Source organism: Cupriavidus sp. R6-3, assembly GCF_059772245.1.
The window spans coordinates 1-5,724 of record NZ_JCBAJO010000267.1 but is presented as its reverse complement, the minus strand read 5'-3'; the positions used below and the strand labels follow the sequence as shown (position 1 = coordinate 5,724).

Here is a 5,724-nt window from a genome sequence, read left to right as displayed (position 1 = left end):
GCCCGCCCTGGCGCGATCGAATACAATCGGGCACAAAGGAAAACGCCCCCGGAGAACCCATGTCCACCCGCATCGTCCGCGCCGCCTGCCCGCACGATTGTCCCGACAGCTGCGCGCTGCTCGTCACCGTCGAGGACGGCCGCGCCGTCAAGGTGGCGGGCGATCCGGACCACCCGGGCACGCAGGGCGTGCTGTGCACCAAGGTGTCGCGTTATACCGAGCGCACCTACCATCCCGATCGCCTGCTGAGCCCGATGAAGCGGGTCGGCCCCAAGGGCAGCGGGCAGTTCGCGCCGATCGGCTGGGACGAGGCGCTCGACATCGTCGCCGAACGGCTCGGCGCGATCGCCGCGCGCGATCCGCAGGCCATCGTGCCCTACAGCTATGCCGGCACGATGGGGCTGGTGCAGGGTGAAAGCATGGCCGCGCGCTTCTTCCACAGGCTCGGCGCCTCGCTGCTCGACCGCACCATCTGCGCGAGCGCCGGCGCCACCGCGCTGCGCTACACCTATGGCGCCAGCGTCGGCATGGATATCGAACATGTCGAGGACGCCAAGCTGATCGTGATCTGGGGCGGCAATCCGATCGCCTCGAACCTGCACTTCTGGACGCGCGTGCAGCAGGCCAAGCGGCGCGGCGCGACGCTGGTGGCGATCGATCCGTACCGCTCGCTGACGGCGGAGAAGTGCCATCGGCATATCGCGCCGATGCCGGGTACCGACGGCGCACTGGCGCTGGCGATCATGCATGTGCTGATCCGCGACGACCTGCTTGACCACGACTACATCGCGCGGCATACGGTCGGCTTCGACGCGCTGCGCGACCGCGCGGCGCAGTTCTCGCCCGCGCGCGCCGCGCAGATCTGCGGCATCGATGCCGAGGAGATCGAATGGCTGGCGGGCCTGTACGGCAAGCTGGCCGTGCGCGAACGGCAACCGGTGGCGATCCGCCTGAACTACGGCATGCAGCGGGCGCACGGCGGCGGCCAGGCGGTGCGCGCGGTGGCCTGCCTGCCGTCGCTGGTGGGCGCGTGGCGCCACGCCGCCGGCGGGCTGCAGCTGTCGACCTCGGGCTTCTTCCCGATCGACAACGCCGCGCTGCAGCGCCCGGACCTGCTGCCGAGCTGGCCCAGGCTGCCGCGCACGATCAATATGTCGACGATCGGCGATGCGCTGCTCGGCGAAGGGCTGCCGGCCGGCACGCCGCCGATCGAGGCGATCGTCGTCTACAACAGCAACCCGGTCGCGGTCGCGCCGCACTCGGGCAAGGTGGCGGCGGGCTTCGCGCGCGAGGACCTGTTCACCGTGGTGCTCGAGCACTTCCGCACCGATACCGCGGATTACGCCGACATCATCCTGCCGGCCACCACCCAGCTCGAGCACGTCGACATCCACAAGGCCTACGGCCACACTTATTTCCTCGCCAACAACCAGGCCATCGCGCCGCTTGGCGAGGCGCTGCCCAATACCGAGATCTTCCGGCGGCTGGCGCGGCGCATGGGCTTTACCGAGCCGTGCTTTGCCGACAGCGACGAGGACATCGCCGCGCAGGCCATCGGGCGCGGCGATCCGCGCGCGGCGGGCATCGACTGGCAGACGCTGAAGGAAAGCGGCTGGCAGAAGCTGAAGCTGCCGGCGGCACCGTTTGCCGAGGGCGGTTTCCCGAGCCCCACCGGCAAGTGCCAGTTCTACGCGGCCGAGATGGTCAAGGACGGCCTCGATCCCTTGCCCGGCTACGTGCCGCCGTACGAGGCGCCGGCCAGCGCGCCGGAGCTGGCGTCGCGCTATCCGCTGGCGATGATCTCGCCGCCGGCGCGCAATTTCCTCAACAGCACCTTCGTCAACGTCGACAGCCTGCGCGCCACCGAGGGCGAGCCGCATCTGGACATCCATCCGGACGACGCCGCCGCGCGCGGCATCGTCGACGGCATGATGGTGCGCGCCTTCAACGACCGCGGCAGCATGCAGGCGCGCGCCCGTGTCACCGACCGCGCGCGCCAGGGGCTGGTGGTCGGGCTGTCGATCTGGTGGAAGAAGCTGGCCCCGGACGGCAAGAACGCCAACGAGCTGACCAGCCAGCGCCTGACCGACATGGGCCGCGCGCCGGTCTTCTACGACTGCCTGGTGCAGGTGGAGGCCGCCGCGCAGGCGGTGACGTGATGGCACGGCGGCCGGCTCGCGTCCGCGTGGCGGCCGCGCTGGCCGCCGTCGCGTTTGGCGCGCTGCTGGCCGGCTGCGAGGCCGTCGGCTACTACGCGCAGTCGATCAGCGGCCATCTGGGCGTGATGGCCCAGGCCACGCCGCTGTCCGACGCGATCGCCTACGCCAACGGCAGCAACGACAAGCGGCTGGCCGACCGGCTCGCGCTGGCCGGGCGCATGCGCGATTTCGCCTCGCGCGAACTGGCGCTGCCGGACAACGGCAGCTACCGCCATTACGCCAATCTGCATCGACCCTACGTGGTGTGGAGCGTGTTCGCCACGCCCGAGCTGTCGATGGAGCTGCACAAGTGGTGCTTCCTGGTGGTCGGCTGCATCAACTACCGCGGCTACTACGCGATCGAGGACGCGCACCGCTATGCCGCCGCGCTGCGCAGCCAGGGGCTGGAGACCTATGTGGCCGGCGTGCCCGCCTATTCGACGCTGGGCTATTTCGACGATCCGCTGCTGAACACCTTCGTCTATCTGCCCGAGGGCGAGCTGGCGCGGATGATCTTCCACGAGCTGGCGCACCAGGTGGTCTACGTGCGCAACGACACCACCTTCAACGAGTCGTTCGCCTCCGCGGTGGAGATCGCCGGCGTCGAGCGCTGGCTGGCGCGCGAGGCATCGGCCGACGCGCGCGCCAGCTACCGGCAGTACGACGCGCGCCGGCAGCAGTTCCGCGCGATGCTGCTGCAGGCGCGCGCGGAGCTCGACGCGCTGTACCGCCGGCCGATCGACGACAACGCCAAGCGCGCCGGCAAGGCGGCGATCTTCGCCGCGCTTCGCCAGCGCTATGCGGCGCTGAAGGAGTCGTGGGGCGGCTACAGCGGCTACGACCGCTGGTTCTCGCAGCCGCTGACCAACGCCCATCTGGCCGCGGTGGCCACCTATCAGCAATGGGTGCCGGCGTTCCTGGCGCTGCTCGATCAATGCGGCGGCGACTGGAAGGCCTTCTATGCCGAGGCCGAGCGCATCGGCAAGCTCAAGCCCGAGCAGCGCAAGGCGCGGCTGCGGGCGCTGGCGCCGAACGAGCCGGGGACCGGCGCGGCGGCCATGAACGCGGCCGCCGGCGGTACTGCGGTGGGCAACGCTCCGGTCGGCAACGCTGCGGCGGCTCATGATGCAGCGGCTCATGCTGCGGCGGCTCATGATGCGGCGGATCATGCTGCGGCGGACCATGCTGCGGTGGACAACGCCGCGGCACCCCACAGTGCGGCCGGCAAGGGCGCAACCATCGCCGCGCCCGGCGGGTCCTAGGGTATTCCCGCGCCTGCGTGCGCACCGACTCCGCCATCGAGCGCCTTTACACTGGCAGCGGTTCAGAGGACTTCATCTAACGTGTGGTCCTGGTGTTGTCTTAAGGGGGCCCGCCGTTTAGCATCGCCGTTTAGCGTCGCAAAAATCGAACGATCATTCAGAAACCAGGAGACGGCATATGGAAAAGCAGTGGCTGAAACACTATCCGGCAGGCGTACCCGCCGAGATCGACGCCAGCCAGTACCGGTCGCTTGCCCAGCTGCTGGAGGAATCCTTTCGGGACTACGCGGACCGGCGCGCCTTCGTCTGCATGGACAAGGCAATCACCTATGCCGAGCTGGACAAGCTGTCCGGCCACTTCGCCGCCTGGCTGCAGGCGCGCGGTCTCAAGCCGGGGGCGCGGGTCGCGATCATGATGCCGAACGTGCTGCAATACCCGGTCGTGCTGGCCGGCGTGCTGCGCGCGGGCATGGTGGTCGTCAACGTCAATCCGCTGTACACGCCGCGCGAGCTCGAGCACCAGCTCAAGGACAGCGGCGCCGAGGCGATCGTGATCCTGGAGAACTTCGCCGCCACGCTGCAGCAGGTGTTGTCCGCCACGCCGGTGCGGCATGTGGTGGTCGCCAGCATGGGCGACATGCTGGGCGGGCTCAAGGGTGCCGTCGTCAACTTCGTCGTGCGCAACGTCAAGAAGATGGTGCCGGCGTGGGAGCTGCCCAACTGCGTGCGCTTCCCCACGGCGCTGGCCGAGGGCAGCCGGCTGCAGCGCAAGCCGGTCGACACCGGTCCGGACGATATCGCCTTCCTGCAGTACACCGGCGGCACCACCGGCGTGTCCAAGGGTGCGGTGCTGCTGCACCGGAACGTGGTCGCCAACGTGCTGCAGTCGCAGGCGTGGATGCAGCCCGCGCTGGCCAAGGGCGCGCCGATCGACCAGGTGGTGACCATCACCGCGCTGCCGCTGTATCACATCTTCGCGCTGACGGTCTGCGCGCTGCTGGGCATGCGCAGCGGCGGCCTGAGCGTGCTGATTCCGAATCCGCGCGACATCCCGGGCTTCATCAAGGAGTTGCAGAAGTACCGCTTCCACATGTTCCCGGCGGTCAACACGCTGTACAACGCGCTGATCAATCACCCGGACATCGACAAGGTCGATTTCTCGGGGCTGCGCGTGGCCAACGGCGGCGGCATGGCGGTGCAGGAAGCGGTCGCGAAGAAATGGCTCGCCAAGACCGGCTGCCCGATCATCGAGGGCTACGGCCTGTCCGAGACGTCGCCGTCGGCGACCTGCAATCCGACCGACAGCGACGCCTTCTCCGGCACCATCGGCCTGCCGCTGCCTTCGACCGAGATCGCGATCCGCGACGACGACGGCCGCGACGTGCCGCTGGGCCAGCCGGGCGAGATCTGCCTGCGCGGGCCGCAGGTGATGGCCGGCTACTGGAACCGGCCGGACGAGACCGCCAAGGTCATGACGCCGGACGGCTTCTTCAAGACCGGCGACATCGGCATCATGGACGAGCGCGGCTATACCCGCATCGTCGACCGCAAGAAGGACATGATCCTGGTGTCGGGCTTCAACGTGTACCCGAACGAGATCGAGGGCGTGGTCGCGGAGTGCCCGGGCGTGCTGGAAGTCGCGGCTGTCGGCGTGCCGGACGAGCATTCGGGCGAGGTGGTCAAGCTGTTCGTGGTCAAGAAGGACCCGGCGCTGACCGAGCAGGATGTGATCGCGTTCTGCAAGGACCGGCTGACGGGCTACAAGCGACCCAGGTACGTCGAGTTCCGTACCGAGCTGCCGAAGACCAACGTCGGCAAGATCCTGCGGCGGGAGCTGCGCGACTCGCGCAAGGCGGCCTGATCGCCTTCACGGCGCCGGGCAGCCCGGCGCCGGCTCAGCACTCGTTGGACGGCGCCAGCCCCGGCTCGCGCCGTCCGTCCGCGTATACCACGCGCACGCAGCTGCCGACATCGAGGCCCGGTGCGGCCGGGCCGTTGATGGTCGCATTGGTGCCGTCGTTCAGCTTGACCTCGTAGGCGAAGATGTCGACCTGCTGCACCGGCTGGCGATTGAGCAGCCGGCCGAGATCGAAGGCCAGGCCGACGCCCACGCCACCGCCGTGCCAGCCGCCGCCGCTGGCGGCGCCCACTCCCACCCCATAGCCGGAATAGCCGCGCGCCTGTTCGACGTCGACGCGCGTGACGAAGCGTTTCTCGGCGATCCGCCCCAGCTTGACGGTGGCATTGACCGGCGTGATCTGCGG

At 69.2% G+C, this 5,724-nt stretch carries 4 protein-coding genes; 3 read left to right on the top strand and 1 reads right to left on the bottom strand.

Annotation, left to right across the window (positions count from 1 at the left end; translation table 11 throughout):
* Positions 1-59: 59 nt before the first annotated feature.
* The 3 genes from AC6EI8_RS23540 (at position 60) to AC6EI8_RS23530 (ending at position 5,321) form a co-directional block, all read left to right on the top strand.
* On the top strand, positions 60-2,159 hold the full coding sequence (locus AC6EI8_RS23540; RefSeq protein ID WP_498383026.1) for a molybdopterin-containing oxidoreductase family protein: 2,100 nt from the start codon (positions 60-62) through the stop codon (positions 2,157-2,159).
* Entirely contained in the window at positions 2,159-3,460 is a 1,302-nt protein-coding gene (locus tag AC6EI8_RS23535; protein ID WP_498383025.1) for an aminopeptidase, read from the top strand. Before AC6EI8_RS23540 ends, AC6EI8_RS23535 begins: the two co-directional genes overlap by 1 nt.
* Positions 3,461-3,638: 178 nt before the next feature.
* Positions 3,639-5,321, top strand: a complete 1,683-nt coding sequence (locus tag AC6EI8_RS23530) for a long-chain fatty acid--CoA ligase (RefSeq protein WP_149316556.1) — start codon at positions 3,639-3,641, stop codon at positions 5,319-5,321.
* 34 nt (positions 5,322-5,355) lie between these two features.
* Here AC6EI8_RS23530 and AC6EI8_RS23525 read toward each other — a convergent pair.
* Positions 5,356-5,724: hypothetical protein (locus AC6EI8_RS23525; protein WP_498383024.1), on the bottom strand; the 369-nt coding region annotated here is incomplete at its 5' end.